General features: G+C 47.6%; 1 pseudogene. It reads right to left on the minus strand.

The features are described 5' to 3' along the window. Positions 1-1,071 (minus strand): annotated as a pseudogene (locus BBROOKSOX_RS11495) (hypothetical protein); the annotation flags it as partial.

Genomic DNA, 1,071 nt, shown 5'->3' on the forward strand with positions numbered 1-1,071 from the left:
TAAATCTTGGTATAGTCATTACCAGAGGGTGCATTTGCACCTCCTTTGTTTGAGTCACCCCACGCCTTGATTGATCCATCGGCCTTAATGACAGCAAAAGCAGACCCAGTTGAATAAATTTTGGTATAGCCACTACCAGCGGGTGCATTTACACCTCCTGTGTTTGAGTTACCCCACACTTTGATTGATCCATCGGCTTTAAGGGCGGCAAAGGCACCATCATTTGAGTAAATCTTGGTATAGCCACTACCAGAGGGTGTTGTGCCTCCATAACTTGAGGCACCCCACGCCGTGATTGACCCATCAGCTTTAAGGGCGGCAAAGGCATGCGCAGTTGAATAAATCTTGGTATAGACGCCAGTAGAGGGTGCACCTGTGCCTCCATAACTTGAGTCACCCCACGCCTTGATTGACCCATCGGCTTTAAGGGCGGCAAAGGCACTATTGGCTGAATAAATCTTAGTGTAGCCACTACCAGCAGGCACATTTGATCCTCCTTTGTTTGAGTCACCCCACGCCGTGATTGACCCATCAGCTTTAAGGGCAGCAAAGGCAAACGCATTTGAATAAACCTTAGTGTAGACGCCACTAGAGGGTGCACTTGTGTCTCCATGACCTGAACCGCCCCACATCTTGATTGATCCATCGGCTTTAATGGCGGTAAAGGCAATTAAAGTTGAATAAATCTTGATATAGCCGCTATCAGCAGGCGCACCTGTGCCTCCGGCATATGAGGCGCCCCACGCCTTGATTGACCCATCGGCTTTAGTGGCAGCAAAGGCATATGCAGATGAATAAATCTTGGTATAACCGTTACCAGCAGGCGCTGTACCTCCATAACTTGAGTCACCCCACGCCATGATTGAGCCATCGGTTTGAAGAGTGGCAAAGGCACTGGAGTTGGGGAAATTTGACGCATTATAATATCCGCCATTATCATTATGGGCACTAGAGGTATCTACCTCAGTAAAGCGGTTTAGTTCAATGTTACCTCCGCCTGCAATGGCTGTGTTGATTGAGACAACAAGGGCTATTTTTAATAATAGAAGGTGAGTGAAACTTGTGTTGAAA

The sequence above is a fragment of the bacterium endosymbiont of Bathymodiolus sp. 5 South genome (genome assembly GCF_900128535.1).
Taxonomy (GTDB): Bacteria; Pseudomonadota; Gammaproteobacteria; order PS1; family Pseudothioglobaceae; genus Thiodubiliella.